Source organism: Oceanobacillus sp. HCA-5259 (assembly GCF_037892815.1).
Classification (GTDB): Bacteria; Bacillota; Bacilli; order Bacillales; family Amphibacillaceae; genus Oceanobacillus; species Oceanobacillus indicireducens.
Genome location: NZ_JBBKBV010000038.1, coordinates 1 through 23,905 on the forward strand (window position 1 = coordinate 1; position 23,905 = coordinate 23,905).

At 42.1% G+C, this 23,905-nt stretch carries 21 protein-coding genes and 2 other annotated features; all 21 genes read right to left on the bottom strand.

All coding sequences use genetic code 11. The features are described 5' to 3' along the window. Positions 1 to 19: 19 nt before the first annotated feature. On the bottom strand, positions 20 to 1,210 hold the full coding sequence (gene tuf, locus WKU33_RS15930) for an elongation factor Tu (RefSeq protein WP_156857273.1): 1,191 nt from the start codon (positions 1,208 to 1,210) through the stop codon (positions 20 to 22). A 124-nt stretch (positions 1,211 to 1,334) separates the two neighbouring features. After that, complete coding sequence (fusA, locus tag WKU33_RS15935) at positions 1,335 to 3,413, bottom strand: elongation factor G (RefSeq protein WP_156857274.1); 2,079 nt, start codon at positions 3,411 to 3,413, stop codon at positions 1,335 to 1,337. Between the two features lie 42 nt (positions 3,414 to 3,455). Continuing rightward, positions 3,456 to 3,926 carry a 30S ribosomal protein S7 gene (gene rpsG, locus WKU33_RS15940; protein WP_156857275.1) on the bottom strand — a complete coding sequence of 157 codons (471 nt, stop codon included), beginning with the start codon at positions 3,924 to 3,926 and terminating at the stop codon, positions 3,456 to 3,458. A 40-nt stretch (positions 3,927 to 3,966) separates the two neighbouring features. After that, complete coding sequence (gene rpsL, locus WKU33_RS15945; protein WP_156857276.1) at positions 3,967 to 4,383, bottom strand: 30S ribosomal protein S12; 417 nt, start codon at positions 4,381 to 4,383, stop codon at positions 3,967 to 3,969. Positions 4,384 to 4,702: 319 nt separating this feature from the next. Further along, positions 4,703 to 8,311, bottom strand: coding sequence for a DNA-directed RNA polymerase subunit beta' (rpoC, locus tag WKU33_RS15950; protein WP_188858465.1), 3,609 nt, complete (start codon positions 8,309 to 8,311; stop codon positions 4,703 to 4,705). A gap of 106 nt (positions 8,312 to 8,417) precedes the next feature. Next, on the bottom strand, positions 8,418 to 11,954 hold the full coding sequence (rpoB, locus tag WKU33_RS15955) for a DNA-directed RNA polymerase subunit beta (protein WP_156857278.1): 3,537 nt from the start codon (positions 11,952 to 11,954) through the stop codon (positions 8,418 to 8,420). A 510-nt stretch (positions 11,955 to 12,464) separates the two neighbouring features. After that, the gene (locus WKU33_RS15960; protein WP_156857279.1) at positions 12,465 to 13,067 is read right to left on the bottom strand and encodes a class I SAM-dependent methyltransferase; all 603 of its coding nucleotides are present in this window, start codon (positions 13,065 to 13,067) and stop codon (positions 12,465 to 12,467) included. Between the two features lie 156 nt (positions 13,068 to 13,223). Then, the gene (gene rplL / locus WKU33_RS15965; protein WP_156857280.1) at positions 13,224 to 13,589 is read right to left on the bottom strand and encodes a 50S ribosomal protein L7/L12; all 366 of its coding nucleotides are present in this window, start codon (positions 13,587 to 13,589) and stop codon (positions 13,224 to 13,226) included. 45 nt (positions 13,590 to 13,634) lie between these two features. Next, positions 13,635 to 14,138 (bottom strand): 50S ribosomal protein L10, encoded by a 504-nt coding sequence (rplJ, locus tag WKU33_RS15970; RefSeq protein WP_156857281.1) that lies wholly within the window; start codon positions 14,136 to 14,138, stop codon positions 13,635 to 13,637. 54 nt (positions 14,139 to 14,192) lie between these two features. Further along, positions 14,193 to 14,340: a sequence feature (ribosomal protein L10 leader region), on the bottom strand. Positions 14,341 to 14,384: 44 nt separating this feature from the next. Continuing rightward, on the bottom strand, positions 14,385 to 15,077 hold the full coding sequence (rplA, locus tag WKU33_RS15975; protein ID WP_156857282.1) for a 50S ribosomal protein L1: 693 nt from the start codon (positions 15,075 to 15,077) through the stop codon (positions 14,385 to 14,387). 391 nt (positions 15,078 to 15,468) lie between these two features. After that, positions 15,469 to 15,894 (bottom strand): 50S ribosomal protein L11, encoded by a 426-nt coding sequence (gene rplK, locus WKU33_RS15980; RefSeq protein ID WP_156857283.1) that lies wholly within the window; start codon positions 15,892 to 15,894, stop codon positions 15,469 to 15,471. A gap of 321 nt (positions 15,895 to 16,215) precedes the next feature. Then, positions 16,216 to 16,749 (bottom strand): transcription termination/antitermination protein NusG, encoded by a 534-nt coding sequence (nusG, locus tag WKU33_RS15985; protein WP_156857284.1) that lies wholly within the window; start codon positions 16,747 to 16,749, stop codon positions 16,216 to 16,218. A 147-nt stretch (positions 16,750 to 16,896) separates the two neighbouring features. Then, positions 16,897 to 17,064: a preprotein translocase subunit SecE gene (gene secE / locus WKU33_RS15990; protein ID WP_156857285.1), complete on the bottom strand. Its 168-nt coding sequence runs from the start codon at positions 17,062 to 17,064 to the stop codon at positions 16,897 to 16,899. 31 nt (positions 17,065 to 17,095) lie between these two features. Continuing rightward, positions 17,096 to 17,245, bottom strand: coding sequence for a 50S ribosomal protein L33 (gene rpmG, locus WKU33_RS15995; RefSeq protein ID WP_156857286.1), 150 nt, complete (start codon positions 17,243 to 17,245; stop codon positions 17,096 to 17,098). A gap of 79 nt (positions 17,246 to 17,324) precedes the next feature. Next, complete coding sequence (gene sigH, locus WKU33_RS16000) at positions 17,325 to 17,975, bottom strand: RNA polymerase sporulation sigma factor SigH (protein ID WP_156857298.1); 651 nt, start codon at positions 17,973 to 17,975, stop codon at positions 17,325 to 17,327. Positions 17,976 to 18,097: 122 nt separating this feature from the next. Next, positions 18,098 to 18,607, bottom strand: a complete 510-nt coding sequence (locus WKU33_RS16005) for an NYN domain-containing protein (RefSeq protein ID WP_340455526.1) — start codon at positions 18,605 to 18,607, stop codon at positions 18,098 to 18,100. After that, a complete protein-coding gene (gene rlmB / locus WKU33_RS16010) occupies positions 18,607 to 19,353 on the bottom strand; it encodes a 23S rRNA (guanosine(2251)-2'-O)-methyltransferase RlmB (RefSeq protein WP_340455528.1) in 747 nt (248 codons plus the stop codon). Before rlmB ends, WKU33_RS16005 begins: the two co-directional genes overlap by 1 nt. Then, positions 19,346 to 19,765, bottom strand: a complete 420-nt coding sequence (locus tag WKU33_RS16015) for a Mini-ribonuclease 3 (protein WP_156857289.1) — start codon at positions 19,763 to 19,765, stop codon at positions 19,346 to 19,348. Before WKU33_RS16015 ends, rlmB begins: the two co-directional genes overlap by 8 nt. A 2-nt stretch (positions 19,766 to 19,767) precedes the next feature. Continuing rightward, positions 19,768 to 21,168: a cysteine--tRNA ligase gene (gene cysS / locus WKU33_RS16020; RefSeq protein ID WP_340455531.1), complete on the bottom strand. Its 1,401-nt coding sequence runs from the start codon at positions 21,166 to 21,168 to the stop codon at positions 19,768 to 19,770. Beyond that, complete coding sequence (gene cysE / locus WKU33_RS16025; RefSeq protein WP_198042671.1) at positions 21,158 to 21,820, bottom strand: serine O-acetyltransferase; 663 nt, start codon at positions 21,818 to 21,820, stop codon at positions 21,158 to 21,160. Before cysE ends, cysS begins: the two co-directional genes overlap by 11 nt. Before the next feature lie 104 nt (positions 21,821 to 21,924). Continuing rightward, positions 21,925 to 22,140 (bottom strand) — a binding site (T-box leader). Between the two features lie 55 nt (positions 22,141 to 22,195). Beyond that, on the bottom strand, positions 22,196 to 23,668 hold the full coding sequence (gltX, locus tag WKU33_RS16030) for a glutamate--tRNA ligase (RefSeq protein ID WP_340455533.1): 1,473 nt from the start codon (positions 23,666 to 23,668) through the stop codon (positions 22,196 to 22,198). Positions 23,669 to 23,905 lie beyond the last annotated feature (237 nt).

The window sequence follows — 23,905 nt, forward strand, 5'->3', positions numbered from 1 at the left end:
TTTTTTTATAGGTTTAGACTTATTTAGTGATTTCTGTAACTACGCCAGAACCTACTGTACGTCCACCTTCACGGATAGAGAAACGAGTTCCGTCTTCAATCGCGATTGGTGAAATAAGTTCTACGCTCATTTCTACGTTGTCACCAGGCATTACCATTTCAACGCCTTCTGGTAGTTGAACAACGCCAGTTACGTCTGTTGTACGGAAGTAGAACTGTGGGCGGTAGTTACCGAAGAATGGAGTATGACGTCCACCTTCTTCTTTTGATAGAACATAAACTTCAGCTTTGAAGTTTGTATGTGGTGTAATTGATCCTGGCTTAGCAAGAACCTGACCACGGCTAATGTCTTCACGAGCTACCCCACGAAGCAATGCACCGATGTTGTCTCCTGCTTCTGCATAATCAAGAAGCTTACGGAACATTTCAACACCTGTAACAGTTGTTTTACTTGGAGCTTCGTTAAGACCGATGATTTCAACTTCATCTCCAACTTTAACTTCTCCACGCTCAACACGGCCAGTTGCTACTGTACCACGACCTGTAATAGAGAATACGTCCTCTACAGGCATCATGAATGGTTTGTCTGTGTCGCGTTCTGGAGTTGGAACATATTCGTCAACAGCTTTCATTAGTTCAACGATTTTCTCTTCGTACTCTGCAACACCTTCAAGTGCTTTAAGAGCAGAACCAGCGATAACTGGTACATCGTCACCTGGGAAGTCGTATTCTGTTAATAGGTCACGAACTTCCATTTCTACTAATTCAAGTAATTCTTCGTCGTCAACCATGTCAACTTTGTTTAGGAATACTACGAATGCAGGCACTCCAACGTTACGAGAAAGTAGGATGTGCTCACGAGTTTGTGGCATTGGGCCATCAGCAGCAGATACTACTAGAATAGCACCGTCCATTTGTGCAGCACCTGTGATCATGTTCTTAACGTAGTCTGCGTGTCCTGGGCAGTCAACGTGTGCGTAGTGACGAGTTTCAGTTTCGTATTCTACGTGAGAAGTAGCGATTGTAATACCACGTTCTTTTTCTTCTGGTGCGTTGTCGATTTGGTCGTAACCTCTTGCGTCACCATCACCGTTTACTTTTGCCATTACAGTTGTAATTGCAGCAGTTAGTGTAGTTTTACCATGGTCAACGTGTCCAAGAGTTCCAACGTTAACGTGCTGTTTGGAGCGGTCGAATTTTTCTTTAGCCATTTTATAGTTCCTCCTTTAATTAAATAAAAGTAATTATATTTTTTATGCTAACTAAGGAATAATTAAGATAGATTATTCTCTAGTCCTCACTAATTGTTATACGTTAGTTCCGTAAAAAAATCAATTATTGTCCAGCGTTTTTCTCAATAATTTCTTGAGAGATGCTCTTCGGTACTTCTTCATAATGATCGAATGTCATTGTATACGTACCCCGACCTTGAGTATTAGAACGTAGAGCTGTTGCGTAACCAAACATTTCAGAGAGTGGCACGTACGCTTTAACAAGCTGTGCGTTATCGCGAGCTTCCATTCCTTCAATACGTCCACGACGGGAAGTTACGTCACCCATGATGTCTCCCATGTATTCCTCTGGAATAACAATTTCAACATACATCATCGGCTCAAGCAGAACTGGATTACATTTGTTCTTCGCTGCTTTTAATGCCATTGAAGCTGCAATCTTAAACGCCATTTCGTTAGAGTCAACATCGTGATAGCTACCATCATATAGTGTTGCCTTCACATCGATTAATGGATATCCAGCTAATACACCAGTTTCAAGTGCTTCTTCGATACCTTGCTCAACAGATGGGATATACTCACGAGGAACAACCCCACCAACAATAGCGTTTTTGAATTCAAATCCAGCACCTTCATCATTCGGCTCAAACTTAATCCAAACGTGTCCGTATTGTCCACGTCCACCAGATTGACGAATGAATTTACCTTCTACTTCCGCAGGTGTACGGAATGTTTCACGGTAAGCAACTTGTGGTGCACCAACGTTAGCCTCTACTTTGAACTCACGTTTCAAACGGTCAACAATAACGTCAAGGTGAAGTTCACCCATTCCCGAGATGATCGTTTGACCAGTTTCCGAGTTTGTTTCCGTCTTGAATGTCGGATCCTCTTCAGCAAGTTTCGCTAGCGCTGTCCCCATCTTATCTTGGTCTGCTTTCGTCTTCGGCTCAATTGCTACCTGGATTACCGGCTCAGGGAATTCCATAGACTCTAAGATAACTGGGTTTTTTTCATCGCAAAGCGTATCCCCAGTTGCAGTGTCTTTTAGTCCAACTGCTGCGGCAATTTCTCCAGCGTAAGCAACAGAAATTTCCTCACGGGAGTTAGCGTGCATCTGAAGGATACGACCAACACGTTCACGTTTGTCTTTCACTGTGTTTTTCACGTAGGAACCGGACTCTAACATCCCAGAGTAAACACGGAAGAATGTCAATTTACCAACGAACGGGTCAGTCATTACTTTAAATGCCAACGCAGCAAATGGTGCATTGTCATCTGATTCACGTGTAACTTCTTCTTCTGATCCTGGAACGATACCTTCGATTGCAGCAACATCTGTTGGAGCTGGAAGGTAGTCAATTACACCATCAAGAAGTAATTGTACACCTTTGTTCTTGAATGCAGAACCACAGAATACCGGGTAGAAATCTACGGATAGAGTAGCTTGACGAATTGCTTTTTTCAATTCATCTTCTGTGATCTCTTCACCTTCAAGATATTTCATCATTAAATCTTCGTCTGTTTCAGCAACAGCTTCGATTAATTCTGCACGAAGCTCTTCAGCCTGGTCTTTTAACTCAGCAGGGATTTCGGTTGCTTCATCGACTGTACCTAAATCATCTTTATAGAAGTGAGCTTCCATTTTGATTAAGTCAATGATTCCATTAAATTCGTCCTCTGCACCAATTGGCATTTGAACTGGATGTGCATTCGCACCTAAACGGTCTACCAACGTTTTAGTTGCATATAAGAAATCAGCACCTGTTTTATCCATTTTGTTAATGAATACCATTCTTGGTACACCATATGTTGTAGCTTGGCGCCATACTTGTTCCGTTTGCGGTTCAACACCAGATTGTGCATCAAGAACCGTCACCGCACCATCAAGAACTCTTAGTGAACGCTCAACTTCAACTGTGAAGTCCACGTGCCCTGGAGTATCAATAATATTGATTCGATGGTTTTTCCATTGAGCTGTTGTAGCAGCGGATGTGATTGTAATTCCACGTTCCTGCTCCTGCTCCATCCAGTCCATTTGTGACGCACCTTCGTGCGTTTCACCAAGTTTGTGAATACGTCCTGTATAGAAAAGAATACGCTCGGTTGTAGTGGTTTTACCAGCATCGATATGTGCCATAATCCCAATATTTCGCGTCTTTTCCAAGGAGAACTCTCTAGCCATGTATTCTTCTCCTTCCTATTAAGTGCTTTTATTAGTTTAATCTTACCAACGATAGTGAGCGAATGCTTTGTTCGCTTCTGCCATCTTATGCATTTCTTCACGGCGTCTAACTGCTGCGCCCGTGTTGTTAGAAGCATCGATTATTTCATTAGCAAGTCTATCTTCCATTGTTTTCTCACCGCGCAGACGGGAGTAATTTACAAGATAACGTAAACCTAAAGCTTGACGACGTTCTGGACGAACTTCAATCGGTACTTGATAGTTAGATCCCCCAACACGACGTGCACGCACTTCAAGTACAGGCATTACATTCTTCATTGCTTGTTCGAAAACTTCCATTGGATCTTGTCCTGTACGCTCTTGAACAAGGTTGAATGCTTTATAAAGTATCTTTTGCGCTTTACCTCTCTTCCCGTCAACCATAATTTGGTTGATGAGGCGAGTAACTAACTTTGAGTTATAAAGTGGATCTGGTAAGACATCGCGCTTAGGTACTGGTCCTTTACGTGGCATATGTCTACCTCCTTTCTTCTCTATCTGATTTCAAGCATTATTAATTTTCTTTCGGTTTTTTCGCACCGTACTTGGAACGTCCTTGCATACGTCCTTCCACACCTGCAGTGTCAAGTGCACCGCGGACTACGTGATAACGTACCCCAGGCAAGTCTTTTACACGTCCACCGCGAAGTAAAACAACGCTGTGTTCTTGTAAGTTGTGACCAATTCCAGGGATGTATGCAGTAACTTCCATATTATTAGATAAACGAACACGTGCATATTTACGTAATGCTGAGTTCGGCTTCTTAGGAGTTAGTGTACCAACACGAGTACATACACCACGTTTTTGCGGGGAGTTTAGTTTTGTGAACTGCTTTTTAAAGCTGTTGTATCCTACGTTAAGTGCAGGAGAGTCATACTTTTTCGGCTTGCTCACACGACCTTTACGAATTAATTGGTTAATTGTAGGCATTTTATATTTTCCTCCTTTCTCTTCATTTATGAATAATTGCAATGTGCTATTTAGAAGTGAGATGTAACACCACACATCCAGGTGGTTCATTCTAAGGTAAAAAAGAATGATTGGTAGAAAATCCACCAAAACTTTTCTTTACTGCTATAGTGAAGCACCAACTTCTTAAACGTTTGCTTCGATCCTCTAAAAATAACAAGTGGAATCGGAAGCACCTTGAATATAGTAACATTGACGCTTTTCAAAGTCAATATTTTCTTTGTAAATTTTCAGGTGCTTCCAGATTTTTTCACTTATTTAGCTTAAACCTTTCGACCGGTTATTGTACAGTTTCTTCCGTCTCTTCGAATTCCTCTAATTCAGGCTGATCTAATCCAGCTTCAATTGTGCGGTATTGTTGCATACCTGTACCTGCCGGAACAAGCTTACCGATAATGACGTTTTCCTTCAGGCCGAGGAGCTCATCACGTTTTCCTTTAATTGCAGCATCTGTAAGAACACGTGTTGTTTCTTGGAAGGATGCGGCAGATAAGAAGGAATCTGTTTCAAGAGAAGCTTTTGTAATCCCCAACAGGACTGGTTTTCCAATCGCAGGATTTCCACCGTTTAGAAGTACTGGTTTGTTAATTTCCCTGAACTGATGTAATTCTAACAAGGCGCCTGGCAGAGCGTCGGTATCTCCTGCGTTAATAACACGGATTTTACGAAGCATTTGACGTACCATTACTTCGACGTGCTTATCGCCAATTTCAACACCTTGCATCCGGTATACCCGTTGCACTTCACGCAATAGGTAATCTTGAACACCTTCGACACCTTTTACGCGTAGTAATTCTTTCGGGTCAACTGAACCCTCTGTCAGTTCTTGACCTGCTTCCACTTGGTCACCTTCTGACACTTTCATTCTGGCGTTATATGGCACAGAATAGGAGCGTTGCTCAACCGGACTTTGGATCACAATTTCGTACTTGTCTTTCGTTTCTTTAATTTCTTGGACAGTACCTGCGATTTCCGTAATTGCGGCTTCCCCTTTTGGATTACGCGCTTCAAATAATTCTTGAATACGCGGTAAACCTTGGGTAATATCATCTCCTGCAACCCCACCAGTGTGGAATGTACGCATCGTTAACTGTGTACCTGGTTCACCGATGGACTGAGCAGCGATAATACCAACCGCTTCTCCAACTTCCACATCCGAACCCGTTGCAAGATTTCGTCCATAACATTTCTGACAAACGCCATGTTTTGTATTACATGTGAACGCAGTACGAATCGTGACTTCTTCGATACCAGCATTAATGATTTCTTTCGCCTGGTCTTCGCTAATCATTTCGTTATGCCCAACAATGACTGTTTTATTTTCCGGATGAACAACATCGTTGAATGCTGTACGTCCTACCAAACGGTCAAATAGTGGTTCAATTACTTCCGATCCATCTTCCAGGGATTTCACGACAAGTCCACGGTCTGTTCCGCAGTCTTCTTCACGGATAATAACATCTTGCGCAACGTCCACGAGACGTCTCGTCAAGTAACCGGAGTCCGCCGTCTTAAGCGCCGTGTCCGCCAGTCCTTTACGAGCACCGTGTGTCGAGATGAAGTATTCAAGAACTGTTAATCCTTCACGGAAGCTAGACTTGATTGGAAGTTCAATAATCTTACCAGACGGGTCAGCCATGAGTCCACGCATACCAGCAAGCTGTGTGAAGTTGGACGCGTTACCTCTCGCTCCAGAATCACTCATCATGTAAATCGGGTTCTGGTTATCGAGGGACTCCATCAGTTTCTCCTGAATGTAATCCTTCGCCTGTGTCCAGATTGCAATAACACGATCATAGCGTTCTTCTTCTGTTACAAGCCCGCGACGGAACTGCTTGAGTACCTTATCGACTTTCTCCTGTGCTTCATCCAGAATCTTCTCTTTACCCGGCAAGACGACGATATCTGAGATACCTACTGTCATACCAGCTTTTGTCGAGTATTTGAAACCTAAGTCCTTCATGCGGTCAAGCATTTTAGATGTTTCAATAATCTTGAAGCGTTTAAAGACTTCAGCGATAATATCGCCAAGGAAACCTTTCTTAAACGGCTTAACAATTTCACTGTTTTTAATTAATTCTGTTACATCTGCTCCCGTTTTTACAAAGAATTTATCTGGTGTTTTTTGCTCCAGATTTGTCCGTGTTGGTTCATTAATATACGGGAAAGAGTCTGGTAGTATTTCATTGAAGATCAGTTTTCCAACGGTTGTAATTAATAGTTGGTTGTTCTGCTCTTCTGTAAATGTCTTGTTATTTAAACTTCCCGCTTGAACAGCGACTCTCGTATGCAGGTGGACATTTCCATTATAGTAAGACATGAGCGCTTCACTCGTGTCTTTGAAAATACTTCCTTCACCGATTGCACCTTCACGTTCTAGTGTTAGGTAATAGTTACCTAAAACCATATCCTGTGAAGGAGTAACGACAGGCTTACCATCCTTAGGGTTAAGGATATTCTGTGCCGCTAGCATGAGAAGGCGCGCTTCCGCCTGAGCTTCAGCGGATAATGGAACGTGAACAGCCATCTGGTCTCCGTCAAAGTCAGCATTATAAGCTGTACATACGAGCGGATGCAAGTGAATTGCGCGACCATCTACGAGTGTTGGCTCAAATGCCTGGATTCCTAAACGGTGCAGGGTAGGTGCACGGTTTAAAAGCACTGGATGTTCCTTAATCACTTCTTCCAGTACATCCCATACATCCGGATGAACCCGTTCAATTTTACGTTTTGCAGATTTAATGTTGTGCGCAAGTCCTCGATCAACCAATTCCTTCATAATGAACGGTTTGAATAGTTCAAGCGCCATTTCTCTTGGTAATCCACATTGATACATTTTTAAATTAGGACCAACTACGATAACCGAACGTCCGGAGTAGTCCACACGTTTTCCGAGCAGGTTTTGACGGAAACGACCTTGCTTCCCTTTCAGCATATGAGAGAGAGATTTTAATGGTCGGTTTCCTGGACCAGTAACCGGTCGACCTCTACGTCCGTTATCAATTAGCGCATCCACCGCTTCTTGAAGCATTCTTTTTTCGTTTTGCACAATAATACCTGGTGCTCCGAGGTCTAGTAATCTTTTCAGACGGTTGTTTCTGTTGATTACACGACGGTATAAGTCGTTCAAGTCGGATGTTGCAAAGCGGCCACCATCAAGTTGTACCATTGGGCGGATTTCTGGAGGAATAACCGGTAGGACGTCTAAAACCATCCAATCCGGTTCATTTCCGGAATGACGAAAAGCTTCCATGACTTCAAGACGCTTGATTGCCCTCGTTCTGCGTTGTCCTTGAGCAGTTTTTAGTTCTTCACGCAATGCTTTTACTTCTTTATCCAAATCAATATCCTGGAGAAGCTTACGAATTGCTTCCGCACCCATTTCAGCCCGAAAGGATTTTCCGTATTTATCATAATACGCCCGATATTCTTTCTCGGATAATAGTTGTTTTTTCTCAAGTGGTGTGTTGCCTGAATCTGTAACAATATAAGCAGCAAAGTAAATGACTTCTTCTAAAGCTCGTGGTGACATATCAAGTACTAATCCCATCCGGCTTGGAATTCCTTTGAAATACCAAATGTGGGATACCGGTGCAGCAAGTTCAATATGCCCCATTCTTTCACGTCGTACTTTTGCTTTTGTCACTTCTACTCCACAGCGATCACATACGACACCTTTGTATCTAACACGCTTGTATTTTCCGCAATGACATTCCCAGTCCTTTTGCGGACCGAAAATTCTTTCACAGAACAGGCCATCTTTTTCCGGTTTCAGCGTTCGATAGTTAATTGTTTCTGGTTTCTTCACTTCACCGAAAGACCACGAACGGATTTTCTCAGGGGAAGCTAAACCAATTTTCATATATTCAAACGTATTTACATCTAGCAAGGGGCAATCCTCCCTTATTTAGTGTGCTGTATTTATATAAGAGAAGGAGAATTGATAGCCCATTATCAATTCTCACTCCTGTTTAATTTTAGATAGTCATAACATCTTAATTTTCTTCAATATCTAAATTGAGTTTGGATGCTGCTTGAACCTCTTCATCTTCCAACTCACGCATATCGATTTCATCTTCTTGGCTGTTCAGCATTTTCACATCAAGTCCTAAACTCTGAAGTTCTTTTATCAATACTTTGAATGATTCAGGAACTCCTGGTTCTGGGACATTATGCCCTTTTACAATCGACTCATATGTTTTCACTCGGCCGACCGTGTCGTCGGATTTAACGGTTAGGATTTCTTGAAGGGTGTATGCAGCACCATATGCTTCAAGAGCCCAAACTTCCATCTCCCCGAAACGCTGACCACCAAATTGTGCTTTACCTCCGAGTGGCTGCTGGGTAACAAGTGAATATGGTCCAGTTGAACGGGCGTGTAGCTTGTCGTCAACCATATGTGCTAGTTTTAGCATATACATAACTCCAACAGATACACGGGTATCAAATGGTTCACCTGTTCTTCCGTCATAAAGGACGGTCTTCGCATCTCGTGCCATCCCAGCTTCTTCCATCGTGGCGTAAACATCTTCTTCTGTTGCCCCGTCAAATACTGGTGATGCAACATGAAGGCCAAGTAGTCTTGCAGCCATTCCAAGATGAAGTTCAAACACTTGTCCGATGTTCATTCTTGATGGCACTCCAAGCGGGTTCAACATAATATCAATCGGTGTTCCGTCTGGCATGAACGGCATATCTTCTTCCGGTAAAATCTTCGAGATAACACCTTTGTTACCGTGACGACCGGCCATTTTATCTCCTTCAGAGATCTTCCGTTTCTGAACGATGTAGACGCGAACGAGCTGGTTCACACCTGGTGATAACTCATCTCCGTCTTCCCTGTTAAAGACTCGAACGTCAAGGATAATTCCTCCGCCTCCATGTGGTACACGTAGGGATGTATCTCTTACTTCACGTGCCTTTTCTCCAAAGATAGCATGAAGTAGACGCTCTTCAGCAGAAAGTTCGGTAACGCCTTTAGGGGTTACTTTACCTACCAGAATATCGCCGTCTTTCACTTCAGCCCCGACTCGGATAATTCCTTCTTCATCAAGGTTCTTCAGTGCCTCTTCCCCGACGTTTGGAATATCTCTTGTAATTTCTTCCGGACCAAGCTTCGTATCCCGAGCTTCTAGTTCAAATTCTTCAATATGAATGGATGTATATACGTCATCTTTTACAAGTCGCTCGCTCATGATGATCGCATCTTCATAGTTATAACCTTCCCAGGTCATGAATCCTACTAATACGTTACGACCAAGTGCAAGTTCTCCAAGTTCCATGGATGGTCCATCTGCAAGGACTTCACCTCTTGTTACGCGGTCTCCCTCTGTAACGATTGGACGTTGGTTATAACACGTTCCTTGGTTTGTACGCTGGAACTTTTCCATTCTGTACGTATCTGTATCGCCTTCTACTTCTTTGCCGTCGACTTCAGAAATGCGGCGAACGACGACCTCTTTTGCTTCAACACGTTCAACAATTCCACCATGGCGGCAAATGACAGCAGCTCCAGAGTCTTTACCGTTCACATACTCCATGCCCGTACCAACAATTGGAGATTCCGGAACAAGTAATGGAACAGCCTGTTTCTGCATGTTCGCTCCCATTAGTGCACGGTTTGAGTCATCATTCTCAAGGAATGGGATACATGCTGTCGCTGCAGAAACAACCTGCTTTGGCGACACATCCATATAATCGATCTTTTCGCGAGATACGACGATGTTATCTTCACGGAAACGAGCAATTACCTCTTCATTGACAAAGCGATTATCCTCATCTAATGGAGCGTTCGCTTGTGCAACAATATAGTTATCCTGCTCATCAGCCGTCAGATAATCGATTTGATCTGTTACTTGACCGGTTTCAGGGTCAACGCGACGATAAGGGGATTCGATAAATCCAAATTTATTCACTTTTGCATAACTCGACAAGGAGTTGATTAGACCAATGTTCGGGCCCTCCGGTGTCTCGATTGGACACATACGACCGTAGTGAGAATAGTGTACGTCACGTACTTCGAATCCTGCTCGTTCACGAGTCAATCCACCTGGTCCAAGCGCAGATAGACGGCGCTTATGCGTTAGCTCCCCTAGTGGGTTCGTTTGGTCCATGAACTGGGATAGCTGTGAACTACCAAAGAACTCTTTAATCGATGCAATGACAGGACGAATGTTAATCAGTTGTTGCGGTGTGACACTTGACGTGTCTTGAATAGACATTCTTTCACGCACTACACGCTCCATACGAGATAAACCAATTCGGAACTGGTTTTGTAAGAGTTCGCCAACCGAGCGCAAACGACGATTTCCTAAATGGTCGATGTCATCTACATCGCCTACGTTATGCAATTGGTTAAAGAAGTAACTGATCGATGCTAGGATGTCTGCCGGTGTAATGTTTTTAATATCTCTATCTACACCGCCGTTTCCAATGATTGTTAACTCCCGTTCACCTTCCGGGTCTGTCGGATCAATAATTCGAATCGATTGCAGTACAATATCTTCATCTAACACACCGTCATGCGGGCTGAAGGTTTTCTCTCCCAGCTTATCTTCTTCTCTTTCAAGAAGCGGGATTAATTTGTCTAATAATTTACGCTCTAGACGATCGCCTTTTTCCGCAAGAACTTCTCCAGTTTCCGGGTCAGCAATTGTTTCAGCCAACACTTGGTTGAACAGACGGTTTTTGATGTTTAGTTTTTTATTCATTTTATAACGACCTACATGTGCCAGGTCATAACGCTTTGGATCGAAAAAGCGTGTCACTAAAAGGTTTTTCGCGTTTTCAACTGTTGGCGGCTCACCTGGGCGAAGGCGTTCGTAAATTTCTAGTAATGCTTTTTCAGTTGTTTCTGTATTATCTTTTTCAAGGGTGTTTCTCAAGTACTCATTATCACCGAGCAATTCAAGGATTTCCTGATCTGTACCAAATCCTAATGCACGTAATAACACTGTAATCGGTAATTTCCGAGTCCGGTCAATCCGGACAAAAGCGACGTCTTTTGCATCTGTCTCAAACTCTAGCCAAGCACCACGGTTCGGAATAACAGTGGCTTGCACACCGCGTTTACCGTTCTTATCAAATTTGTCACTGAAATACACACTTGGGGAACGTACAAGCTGTGAGACGATAACACGCTCAGCTCCGTTAATGATGAACGTTCCTGTCTCAGTCATCAATGGGAAGTCGCCCATGAACACTTCTTGTTCCTTCACTTCTCCGGTTTCATTGTTTAATAAACGAACCCGTACTCGAAGCGGGGCATTATAGGTCACATCTCTTTCCTTTGATTCGTCTACAGGATAGTTAGGCTCACCTAGACTATAATCTACAAATTCCAATGAAAGGTTTCCGGTGAAATCTTCAATCGGTGAAATATCTCTGAACATTTCCCGCAACCCTTCTTCCATGAACCATTCATAAGAAGCGGTTTGAATTTCGATTAAATTTGGCAGCTCTAACACTTCACTGATACGTGCATAGCTTCTACGCTGGCGATGCTTGCCATATTGAACTAGTTGTCCTGTCAACTGCTTCACCCCTTAAAATCTTATGTTTTCGCAGATAATCTTCTACGGATTTTTCATAAAATAAAACTTCATTACAGTGGAAGTTTTTGCTCTTCTTCCACTGAATGTTAGTTGAATTAATCATGGTGTCAGCTACCGTATCCTCCGCTTAAAAAGATTTGATAATCTCCCCACTTTGCAGCGAGGGGTTACGGACGATCGCACCTTGAAATAAATAAAACGAGAATGGAAACATAAACCAATTTCGTTTTATTGCATATGCACTTCTTCTATATGTTTACACCTACATTTAGCACTGTATTTTTCTAAGAAAATAAAATACAGTTGTACAACTCGTTTAAATTTTGGTAAACTATATGAAGAAATATTAATCAAGCTCTCTAGAATACTTCATCCATTGTCTCCGTCCACAGATAAAATATACGTTTACAGTCATATAATCCACGTTCGGACTTGACAAATGGAGCCAATCTTAGCATTATAGTATGTTACCATAATGAAGCCGGCAGGTCAAACTTTAAATGCCCTTAGAATATAATAACCTTTTTTTCTATCAACGACTTCTACGTTTCCAAATAGTTCGTTGATTTTTTTCTGTGCAGATGGTGCACCTTGTTTCTTTTGGATGACTACCCATAATTCACCGTTTTTTACTAAAGCTCTTTCAGCTCCCGCAAACATTCCATGGACGACATCCTTGCCCGCGCGAATTGGCGGGTTCGTGATCACCGCAGCAAATGTTCTTTCTTTCAGTCCCGAAAACCGGTCACTGTTTACAACTTCCACATTCGTTAAATTGTTTTCTTCCGCATTTTCTGCCGCTAACCGGATTGCTCTTTCATTCACATCGGCGAGTACTATATTTCTTTCAGGAAAAGCTCCTGCTAAAGAAATTCCGATCGGTCCATAACCACAACCAAGATCTAATAAGTCTCCTCGAACGGATGGCTCGTTAAAGCTCTCAATCAGCAAACGTGAACCAAAATCAATTCCGTTTTTAGAGAAAACATTCGTATCACTTGTGAAAGTATACATTTGATTGCGTAATTCAGCTTTCCAGGTTTTTGGTGAACTGTCTGTATGGGGCTTTTTTGAATAGTAATGCTCAGTCATTCGGAACACCACGCTTCTAAATTATCATTATTGTGCGTAAGGTAAGGTTTTCGGCCAGCACCTTAGAAGTGATTGTAATGGAATAGATATATGAAGAAAAAATGTTATGAACAAGAGCCCGTCGACATGAACGACGAGCTCTTTATTAGAATAAACTTATTTAACTTCTACTTCAGCGCCAGCTTCTTCAAGCTTACCTTTAACTTCTTCAGCTTCTTCTTTCGCTACGCCTTCTTTGATTGCTTTTGGAGCGTTATCCACAAGGTCTTTCGCATCTTTAAGTCCAAGACCAGTGATTTCACGAACTGCTTTAACAACTTTAATCTTAGAAGCGCCTGCTCCTGTAAGAACAACATCAAATTCTGATTGCTCTTCAGCAGCTCCGCCACCAGCAGCCCCGCCTGCAACTGCAACTGGAGCAGCAGCAGTTACGCCAAACTCTTCCTCAATAGCTTTTACTAAGTCGTTTAATTCTAAAACGGACATTTCTTTAATCGCACTAATCATTTCTTCTTTAGTCATGATTTAAATCCTCCTAATTAATTGTAATTTTTATACGTTCTGGCATTATGCGCCTTGTTCTTCCTCTTCTTTATCAGCAACAGACTTAACTGCATAAGCAAGGTTGCGGATTGGTGCTTGTAGCACGCTGAGTAACATAGAAACCATACCTTCGTAGTTCGGTAGGTCAGCAAGTTCTTTAATCTGTTCTAAAGTAACTACTTCCCCTTCGATAACGCCACCTTTGATTTCGAGCTCTTCATTCTCCTTAGCGAAGTTGTTAAGGATACGAGCCGGTGCTACGACATCATCTTTACCGAATGCAATTGCGTTCGGTCCAGTAAGTACATCATTTAGACCATCTAATTCCGCAGTTTCCACCGCACGACGAGTCATCGTGTTTTTATAAACGTGGAATTCTATACCTTCTTCACGTAGTTGTTTACGTAATTCAGTAACTTGCGCAACGTCAAGTCCGCGATAGTCAACTACAACAGACGATTGACTTTCTTTGAACTTATCTGCAATTTCTTGTACAATCTGTTTCTTTTGTTCCAATACGTTAGACATTGTTCCACCTCCTAATTACTTATACCATACCGTTCTTCTAGCATTTGCCGTATCAAGTCTATAAAAAAAGCTCTCAGTTAGACATGAGAGCTTTATATCACTACCCAAATAAACGTACTTGGATCGATATTTATAAAACACCTCGGCGGGAAATTAAGCGATAAATCGCACCTGCTGTCTACGGTATAACGTATTCTTTTTAACGTAATCAGTATATCAAACGACTTGATTCAAGTCAATGTTTTTTTATTTGTATGGAGAAACGTCAACTTTAACGCCAGGTCCCATTGTTGAAGCAACAGATACGTTCTTCATGTATTCACCTTTTGCAGATTGAGGTTTCACTTTAACAATCTGGTCAATGATTGCTTCCAAGTTCTCAACTAACTTGTTGTCCTCGAAAGAAACTTTACCGACCGGAACATGAACGTTAGACTGCTTATCAACACGATATTCCACTTGACCAGCTTTAATATCATTGACTGCTTTTTCCACTTCAAATGTTACTGTTCCAGTTTTCGGGTTAGGCATTAGACCACGAGGTCCAAGCACTCTACCAAGTTTACCTACCTCAGCCATCATGTCTGGAGTCGCAACAATTACATCAAAATCAAACCAACCACCGTTGATTTTCTCGATGAATTCTGCTTCACCTACATAGTCAGCTCCTGCAGCTTCTGCTTCTTTTGCTTTTTCACCTTTTGCGAAAACAAGAACGCGTTGTGTTTTACCAGTTCCATGTGGTAGAACCATTGCTCCGCGGATTTGTTGGTCCGCTTTCTTTGGATCTACTCCCAAACGGAATGCCACTTCCACTGTCTCGTCAAAATTCGCTTTTGCAGTTTGCTTAACAAGGGAAATAGCTTCATTGATTTCGTATGTTTTTGAACGATCAATTAGCTTTTCTGCTTCTTGATACTTTTTACCTCTTTTTGCCATTATATATCCTCCTCTATTGTGGTATTAGCGGTTATACCTCCCACGTATAAAAGCCATAGAGAACTTCCTTCCGACCTTCTGTCAGCAAAGTCCTTCACTTTGTCTTTCACGCACAAAGTTTCGATCCGTCTAGCTTCAGCGACTAAGGACTGATAGACTGCACACTCCTTCAATCAATAAAGAAGACTTGCCGAACAGTCTTTGTGAGACTTAGTCGCCCAAGTTTCCTTCATCTTATTCGGATAGGGGATGTTCGCACGCTCACGTATGTGACAACGCCGAACCACTCACTCTCCTGCGAGCGCAGCCTGTACGCCCCTAAACAGCCGCTTACACTTTTGTGAAATAGCTGTGATTTCACAGGGAGACCACAGCTAACTAAGTTCCGAAATTAGTCTTCGATTGTAATACCCATGCTTCGGGCAGTACCTTCAACCATACGCATAGCAGCTTCAACATCCGCTGCGTTCAAGTCTTGCATTTTTGTTTCTGCGATTTCTTTTACTTCATCACGCTTAACTGTAGCCACTTTTGTTTTGTTTGGCTCACCAGATCCAGCGTTAATTCCTGCCGCTTTCATAAGCAGAACTGCTGCCGGTGGAGTTTTCGTAACAAATGTAAATGAACGGTCTTCAAACACCGTAATTTCTACAGGGATAATTAAACCTGCCTGTTCTTGTGTACGTGCATTGAACTCTTTACAGAATCCCATGATATTAATACCCGCTTGACCAAGTGCTGGTCCAACCGGTGGTGCTGGAGTAGCTTTACCAGCTGGGATTTGTAATTTCACTAATTTGATTACTTTATTAGCCACGAGACACACCTCCTTAAAGTCCGTGATGTGGTATTAGGGTTTTCCCCTCCCACTCTTACTCAAGCACTTCAACATTGAAGTACATAAATAACATAGAAATTCTACCATGTATATTATAAAATTGCAAGGGACAGTTTTATTTTCTTTTAAAAAGCCTAAAACACCGAACTACCTACCGTCCTAGAAGGCAAAGTTCGTATGTTGCTGCGACAATTGGGCGTTCTAGTATAAACGCCCTTCGGTGGTGGGTCGAGTAACCGCAGCCCCAACCGTCGCGATATGAATCGCAAAACTTACTGTAAAGGCATTTCCGCCTTTGTTCTATAATTTCTCAACCTGTGTGAAGTCTAGTTCGATTGGTGTTTCTCTACCAAACATATTGACTAGAACTTTTAGTTTTTGTTTATCCAGGTCAATATTTTCAATTGTCCCTTCAAAGTCCGCGAACGGCCCTTCTTTTACCTTGACATTCTCTTTCAAGGCAAAGTCAACCTGTACTTCAGATACTTGGACGCCCATTCTTTTCAGCACGGCATCCACTTCATCTGGCAGTAGCGGGGTTGGTTTTGTCCCGTGACCACTCGAGCCGACAAATCCGGTTACACCTGGTGTATTCCGTACAACATACCAAGAGTCGTCCGTCATCACCATTTCCGTGAGAACATAACCAGGGAATGATTTCTTTTTAACTACTTTCTTTTTTCCATTTTTGATTTCTGTTTCTTCATCTTCAGGTACGACGACGCGGAATATTTTATCTTGCATCCCCATCGTTTCCACTCGTTTTTCAAGGTTGATCTTTACTTTATTCTCATAACCAGAGTACGTATGCACAACATACCAATTTTTCTCCATTTAATCAGGACAGTCTGCCCTTTCCCTCCCTTAGGTAATATGATTGGGGTACGCCCGTTTTATCCCAACATGAAAAACCCGACTGGTTGCGGGTTTTCTTTTGAATGTATATTTACTTTCATTATAGCATAGTTAACGGATTATTATTCAAAGAAGTTCTAAAAGCTGTGAAATTCCGAAGTCAACAATGAAAAAGAAGATGGCGATCAAAATAACAGTCGTTAATACAATTACGGTATAACTTCTTAGTTCCTTGCCAGTTGGCCAGCTTACCTTTTTCATTTCCCTTGAAACATTCTTTAAGAATTTAAACATTCTTTGTACCCCCCAAGCTCCACCTCATGCGCTACTTTGTCTCTTGATGTAATGTATGTTCCCCACAGTGCTTGCAAAACTTCTTCATTTCTAATCTGGTAGATGTTGTGGATACATTTTTGTTTGTTGAATAATTTCTACTTGAACAAACAGCACATGCTAAAGTTATCTTCTTACTCATCTTATCATCCCACTAACAGGGTATTTTTTCAACTAATAATGTAGCACGTTTCCTATCTCTCTGTCAACGGCTCTTTCTATCAGCTCTTTATTTCGTTTTGTTTAATCAGTTGCTCCAGCTTCTTTTTCACTCGTTGCAGGGCGTTATCTACCGACTTGAGATGACGTCCTAAACTCGTAGATATCTCCTGATAGGAACACCCATCAAGATAGAGATGAAGGACTTGCTTTTCAAACCCGCTTAATAATTCTGAAAGTTTTAGCTCCATGTCTACTAGTTTCTCTTGATTCACCAATAATTCTTCAGGATCCACAGATCTAGAACCTGCAATTACATCGATTAGTGTTCGATCTGATTCTTCATCAAAAATAGGCTTGTCCAATGAAACGTAGGAGTTTAGCGGGGTATGCTTTTGCCTTGTGGCAGTTTTGATTGCGGTAATTATTTGCCTGGTGATACATAACTCCGCAAAGGCCTTGAAAGAGGAAAGCTTCTCTTTATCATAGTCACGAATTGCTTTGTAAAGACCTATCATTCCTTCCTGAACGATATCTTCACGATCTGCTCCAATCAAGAAGTATGTCCGTGCCTTACCTTGGACAAAGTTGCGGTATTTGTTGATTAGAAAATCTAGCGCATGTTTATCTTCTTGATGAACTAAATGAATAAGTTTTTCATCATCAAGCATGTGTAAGCCTGAATACTCTATGTCCAATTGCTTGACTTCCACCAAGAATTACCCCCGTTCACATATGATAAGCTAGCTGTAAACGTTATTATATACAGGAGTCATGGTTTCGTCAATATAGCAAGAGCTTTTTTAGTATAAAAAGGAGAAAAGAATCTATTTTCTCAATTTTCTCCCCTTCTCATTTTTTCAAAACGCTCCAGAATCTCTTGATCGAGGATAATCTTTGTTTGTGGCTGCTTCTTCTCTTGCTCCTTCAAGCGTTCATCGATTTCATTCTCCATATCGCGAAGGTCAGCTTTTAGCTCGCGGGCCGAGATACGTAATGCCCCTTGAGCGAAAATCGTTCGCTGTTCCGTATAGTCGTTGGTTGCTACATAAACTTGTGTTTCTACATTTTTTAATTTCTTGATTAACCGTTCAATCCGTTCGTCCGCTGTTTCATTTTCTTTTGTGTAAATAACTTCTATTTTAAATTGCTTCAGCTTGCTCTCCCGTCCCGGGGCCTCGTGGGCATCAAACACAACAATGACCCTCATCCCGGTAAAAGCCTGATACTCAGCCATCCGTTCTATAAGGAGGTCCCGTGCCGCCGCCATATCTTTATCGCGTAGATGTTGCAGTTCCTCCCAATCCCCGATGATATTGTACCCGTCTACTAATAATATATTCATCAGCTCTCACCTAGTGGGTTTCGCTTTCTGTAAATCTCATATAATAATAAGCTGCAGGCAACGGAAGCGTTTAAGGAGGAAACTTCACCAGACATCGGAATACGCACTGTCCAATCACATTTCTTTCGCACGAGTCGTGAAATGCCTTTTCCTTCATTGCCAATAACAACTGCAATTGGCATGGTTCCGTCTAGTCTGCGGTAATCTTCGGTTGCTTCCCCTTCTGTGCCAACGACCCAAACGTGCCTCTCTTTCAGCTCATCGATTGTATCCGCAATATTCGTTACCCGGACGACCGGAATATGTTCGATTGCTCCTGCTGCCGTCTTCGCAACAGTTGCTGTTAAACCAACAGAGCGGCGTTTCGGAATAATTACACCGTGGACACCTGTAGCGTCCGCCGTTCGTAAAATAGAACCTAAATTATGCGGGTCTTCCAGCTCGTCCAAGATAATAAAAAAGGGATCTTCTCCTCTTTGTTCTGCTCGCACGAAAAGGTCTTCCAAGTTTCCGTAATCATAAGAAGCAACATATGCAACTATTCCTTGATGATTTCCATTAGAGATACTATCGAGTTTCGCTTTTGGAACGTGCTGAACGATTGTTCCAGCCTCTTTCGCAAGCTGCTTTATTTTCTTTACGGTATTGGGATTCAAATGCTCGGCAACAAACACTTTATTTACCGAACGCCCCGAGGAAAGTGCCTCGAGGACGGGGTTTTTACCTATGATTATTTCATCACTCATTGTTGTTCTTCCTCTCCTCTATTGTTGTTGTAATGAATGTTACAGCAGCTTGCATCAATTCATACAGTCTGTCTTCATTTTGGTCGATATAATGATAGCCTAACAACGCTTCAAAACCTGTACTATGGCGATACGTCTGAACACTGCTATTCTTAGGAATGGAGCCGGACTTTGCATTTCTCCCTCTGGCGACAATGCGCTCTTCTTCCGGAGAAAGCATTCCGGTTTCCAACCAATTAAACAATACGGCGGCCTGCCCCTTGGCTGACACGAAATTTACAGCCTTCTGATGTAATTGATGGGGCTTGACCTGACCCGTTTTAAGTAAATGTTCCCTGACATACACTTCATAAACAGCATCACCTATATAAGCAAGTGCTAAACTATTCATTTGTTTTGCTTCAAGTGTCATGCTTAGCCTCTTTTCCAGCGGACTCCTTGCGCGGTATCTTCTAAAATAATTGATCTATCTTTTAGAAGGTCCCGTATTTCATCTGCACGTTGATAATCTTTATTTTTCCTTGCTTCATTCCGCTCTTCAATCAGCGTTTCAATCTCTTCGTCCAAGAGTTCCTGCTCCTCCTCCAGATCAATACCGAGAATTCCAAGCAGGGTGACAATCGTTTCCTGGAAAGCTTCGAGTACGGACGTGTGAGTCTGCTCTTGGTCGAGATAAATATTCGCTTCTTTTGCAAGATCGAACAATACGGAAATCGCATTGGCTGTATTGAAATCATCATCCATTTCCTTTTCAAAATCAAGGGTGAACTGCTTGATTTTCTTGAGCCACTCTTCCTGGTTATCGACAAGATTCATGCTTGTTTGCTTCCGATGTTCCAAATTATGATAAGCCGTTTTAATTCGTTCTAAACTGTTTTTTGCACTACCCAATAATTCTTCCGTGAAATTAATCGGGTTGCGGTAGTGAACACTCAACATAAAGAAGCGCAACGCTTCAGGGTCATGTTTCTTAATTAAGTCTTTCGTCAAAACAAAATTTCCGAGTGACTTCGACATCTTTTCATTATCGATATTGATATAACCATTATGCATCCAGTAATTCGCAAAAGGTTTATCATTCATCGATTCCGATTGAGCAATTTCATTTTCATGATGCGGGAAAGTTAAGTCCTGACCACCTGCGTGGATATCAATCGTTTCACCGAGATATTTCTTCGCCATAGCCGAGCATTCGATATGCCAGCCTGGTCTTCCTACTCCCCAAGGAGAGTCCCATGCAACTTCTCCATCCTTCGCTTGTTTCCAAAGCGCGAAGTCAAGTGGATCTTCCTTCTTTTCCCCAACTTGAATTCTTGCCCCTACTCGTAGCTCATCAATTGACTGATGGGAAAGCTTTCCGTATCCTTCAAAGGAACGCGGTTTGAAATACACATCGCCTTCCACTTCGTAAGCATAGCCTTTATCAACCAAACCTTCGATAAAGGCAATAATATCATCCATTGTTTCTGTTACACGCGGGTGATGTGTCGCTTTTTTAACTCCTAATGCCTGCACGTCGGCTAAATATGCATCGATAAACCGGTCGGCAAGTGTCCGAACATCCTCGCCGCTCTCCTCAGCCGCTTGAATGATCTTATCATCGACATCGGTAAAATTTAGTACATAATCAACTTCATAACCTTTATATTCAAAATAGCGTCGTACCGTATCAAACACAATCGCAGGGCGGGCATTCCCGATATGAATATAGTTATAAACGGTTGGACCACAAACATACATCTTAAGTTTCCCTGGTTCTATTGGTTTAAAGTCTTCTTTCTCTCGAGTTAACGTATTAAATAATTTAATCGACATGTTGGAAATGACTCCCCTTCTTCAGCTTTTCAATCTCTGCTTGTAGTGTATCGATTTCTTGTTGCATCTGTTCAATCCGATCAGCAACCGGGTCCGGCAATTTATGATGTTCCAAGTCTTTTACGCGTACACCGTCTTGGATGACCACTTTACCAGGAATTCCGACTACTGTGGAGTTGGCAGGAACATCTTTTAAAACGACGGAACCGCCACCAATTTTTGCATTTTCTCCAATCGTGATATCCCCAAGAACCTTTGCCCCCGTCGATATGAGGGCATTATCCTTTACCGTCGGATGGCGCTTTCCTTTTTCTTTACCAGTCCCCCCAAGAGTAACTCCTTGGTAAATCGTTACGTTATTAGCGATTTCACAAGTCTCGCCAATTACTACTCCCATTCCATGGTCAATGAATAGGCGTCTACCAATCTTTGCCCCCGGATGAATTTCGATTCCAGTCAGGAATCTGCTGATTTGTGAAATGGCACGGGCCAGGAAGAACAGTCGCCGATTATAAAACGCATGGGCAACCCGGTGAAACCATATTGCATGGAGTCCGGAATAGGTTAAAAAAATTTCAAAATAAGTTCGTGCAGCGGGATCTTGGTCAAAGACAACATCCATATCTTCTTTCATCCGCTGAAATATACCCATTGTCAAACCACCCTTCGTTATAGAATAAGAGCATTTTACATGACTTGCTTAAACCCTAGTTAGTGAATTGAATTAATCAACATAAAAAAAGCGTCTCTGCATTAGACAGAGACGCTTAAGCGCGGTTCCACTCTGTTTGAAGGAATTGCTTCCTTCCAACTTAGGCTCTTGGTAACGGTAGAGTTCCGCTATTATGTACTTTATTTCCATAATAGACTCAGAGGGGCACTTCGGAAGTTTCGTTTAAAATCACTCGCAGCCAAGGTGATTCTCTCTGGATAAACGAAGAAATTCCTACTTTTCCTCTTCAACGCTCCAATATTTACTATTACTATATTACAGTTTTCCAATTTTGTGAACCGGAAAGCTCTGCAATCAATTTGCTGTTATTTCCTCGAGGACTTTGTCTAGACGGATCATGACAACTTCTTTACCAAGTAGTGCGATTGCTTGTGGAAGTTCTGGACCATGGGTTTGGCCAGTCGTTGCGACACGAATCGGCATGAATAATTTTTTCCCTTTATAACCAGTTTCTTTCTGTGTTGCCTTCGTCTGGGCTTTAATCTCGTCAGCCGTAAAGGATTCGAGTGTGTCCAACTTATTTTTGAAGCTTTGAAGAACTTCTGGGACTTGTTCTTCTTCAAGAACTTTAATTGCATCTTCGTTATAATTAATTTCCTCTGTGAAGAACAACTCAGTCAATTCGACAATTTCCTCACCATAACCCAATTGTTCCTGATAAAGTGCAATCACATTCTCCGCCCACTTGCGCTTTTCTTCATCCATATTTTCCGGTAATTTTCCAGCAGCAATTAAATGCGGCATGGCAAGGTCGATTACTTTTTCAAGATCGACATTCTTAATGTATTCTCCGTTCATCCACTTCAACTTTTGCTGGTCAAAAATTGCAGGAGAAGTCGATAATCTATCCGGATCAAAGATATCAATTAACGTGTCCTTATCGAAAATCTCTTCTTCGCCAACAGGAGACCATCCAAGCAAACTAATAAAGTTGAACATCGCTTCCGGCAGATAACCAAGATTATGATATTGCTCTATGAACTGTAGTATATGTTCATCCCGCTTACTTAACTTCTTCCGGTTCTCATTTAAGATCAGCGTTATATGACCGTACGTTGGAGCAGTCCATCCGAAAGCATTAAAAATCATCATTTGCTTCGGTGTATTAGAAATATGCTCTTCTCCACGGAGCACATGAGTGATTTTCATTAAATGATCATCTATCGCAACGGCAAAGTTATAGGTTGGAATACCGTTCTTTTTCACGATTACCCAATCACCAAAATCACTAGATTCAAATGTGATATTGCCACGTACAAGATCATGGAATGTATAAGTTTCATTTTCAGGGACACGGAAACGAATACTCGGAAGTCTGCCTTCCGCTTCAAATGCTGCAATTTGCTCGTCCGTCAGGTTGCGATGAGCACCAGAATACTTCGGCACCTGGCCTTTCGCTCTCTGCTCCTCCCGCTCTTGTTCTAACTCTTCTTCCGTCATATAGCATTTATATGCAAGGCCACGCTCCAAGAGCTCGTCTACATATTTTTCGTATAAATCAAGACGCTCGGTCTGACGGTATGGGCCGTACTCTCCGCCAATATCCGGTCCTTCATCCCACTCGATACCTAACCATTTCAAATAGCGGAGCTGGCTCTCTTCGCCCCCTTCCACATTTCGCTTCTCGTCAGTATCTTCCGTTCGAATAATAAATTTCCCGTTATAATGTTTTGTGAACAGATAGTTAAACAATGCTGTTCTTGCATTACCAATATGCAAATGACCTGTAGGGCTTGGTGCATAGCGTACCCGAACCTCATTCGTCATGATGTTTCCCCTCTCTTTTTAAAAAATATGTACCGTAACATGAGTGATATAGTAAACCTCACTCAAATGGGGGCGTCTTTCACTCCCATTGAAAGATAGTTGAACAGAATAACGTATTTACGGACTTTCCCCCTTATCTTCCTCTTAATTAGATACTCATGTTTAGAGGGATTCCAGACCGTGAATGCTTGAAAAGTGATAACAATATACATGTTATCACTTTTCAAGTATTATCCT

Coding starts and splice junctions, on each gene's coding strand:
- tuf (WP_156857273.1), bottom strand. CDS start 1,210: ATGGCTAAAGAAAAATTCGACCGCTCCAAACAGCACGTTAACGTTGGA.
- fusA (WP_156857274.1), bottom strand. CDS start 3,413: ATGGCTAGAGAGTTCTCCTTGGAAAAGACGCGAAATATTGGGATTATG.
- rpsG (WP_156857275.1), bottom strand. CDS start 3,926: ATGCCACGTAAAGGACCAGTACCTAAGCGCGATGTCTTACCAGATCCA.
- rpsL (WP_156857276.1), bottom strand. CDS start 4,383: ATGCCTACAATTAACCAATTAATTCGTAAAGGTCGTGTGAGCAAGCCG.
- WKU33_RS15960 (WP_156857279.1), bottom strand. CDS start 13,067: ATGACTGAGCATTACTATTCAAAAAAGCCCCATACAGACAGTTCACCA.
- rplL (WP_156857280.1), bottom strand. CDS start 13,589: ATGACTAAAGAAGAAATGATTAGTGCGATTAAAGAAATGTCCGTTTTA.
- rplJ (WP_156857281.1), bottom strand. CDS start 14,138: ATGTCTAACGTATTGGAACAAAAGAAACAGATTGTACAAGAAATTGCA.
- rplA (WP_156857282.1), bottom strand. CDS start 15,077: ATGGCAAAAAGAGGTAAAAAGTATCAAGAAGCAGAAAAGCTAATTGAT.
- nusG (WP_156857284.1), bottom strand. CDS start 16,749: ATGGAGAAAAATTGGTATGTTGTGCATACGTACTCTGGTTATGAGAAT.
- secE (WP_156857285.1), bottom strand. CDS start 17,064: ATGTTTAAATTCTTAAAGAATGTTTCAAGGGAAATGAAAAAGGTAAGC.
- rpmG (WP_156857286.1), bottom strand. CDS start 17,245: ATGAGTAAGAAGATAACTTTAGCATGTGCTGTTTGTTCAAGTAGAAAT.
- WKU33_RS16005 (WP_340455526.1), bottom strand. CDS start 18,607: ATGAATATATTATTAGTAGACGGGTACAATATCATCGGGGATTGGGAG.
- rlmB (WP_340455528.1), bottom strand. CDS start 19,353: ATGAGTGATGAAATAATCATAGGTAAAAACCCCGTCCTCGAGGCACTT.
- WKU33_RS16015 (WP_156857289.1), bottom strand. CDS start 19,765: ATGACACTTGAAGCAAAACAAATGAATAGTTTAGCACTTGCTTATATA.
- cysS (WP_340455531.1), bottom strand. CDS start 21,168: ATGTCGATTAAATTATTTAATACGTTAACTCGAGAGAAAGAAGACTTT.
- cysE (WP_198042671.1), bottom strand. CDS start 21,820: ATGGGTATATTTCAGCGGATGAAAGAAGATATGGATGTTGTCTTTGAC.
- gltX (WP_340455533.1), bottom strand. CDS start 23,668: ATGACGAATGAGGTTCGGGTACGCTATGCACCAAGCCCTACAGGTCAT.